This is a genomic window from Limosilactobacillus mucosae, assembly GCF_046939755.1.
In the GTDB taxonomy this organism is placed as follows: Bacteria; Bacillota; Bacilli; order Lactobacillales; family Lactobacillaceae; genus Limosilactobacillus; species Limosilactobacillus mucosae_A.
In genome coordinates this window covers 1-349 of the sequence record NZ_JBKZAY010000111.1, presented here as the reverse complement: position 1 = coordinate 349, position 349 = coordinate 1, and the positions used below count along the sequence as shown (strand labels likewise).

1 pseudogene is annotated in these 349 nt (G+C 54.7%); it reads left to right on the top strand.

Annotated elements, in window-relative coordinates:
* Positions 1–349, top strand: a pseudogene (locus ACLUWI_RS10410) (phosphopentomutase); the annotation flags it as partial.

Genomic DNA, 349 nt, shown 5'->3' with positions numbered 1-349 from the left:
CGCGCCTGACGCGGCCAAATTTGATGACGAGGGTGCCGACACGCTGGGCGATCTTGGTCATGCCTGGCATGGCGCGCTGAAGCTGCCTAACCTGGCCAAGCTTGGTTTAAGCAATCTGCGTGTGACACCAATTGAAGGCATCCCCGCTGCTGATAAGCCATTGGGATGGTATGGTCGCATGGATGAAATTTCCGCCGGCAAGGACAGTATGGATGGTCACTGGGAAATGATGGGCCTGCCCGTTGAAAAAGAGCTGTCGACGTTTCCTGACGGCTTTCCAGATGAGATTATCAAAAAGATCGAGCAATACTCGGGGCGTCCGGTAATCGTCAACAAGCCATACTCCGGC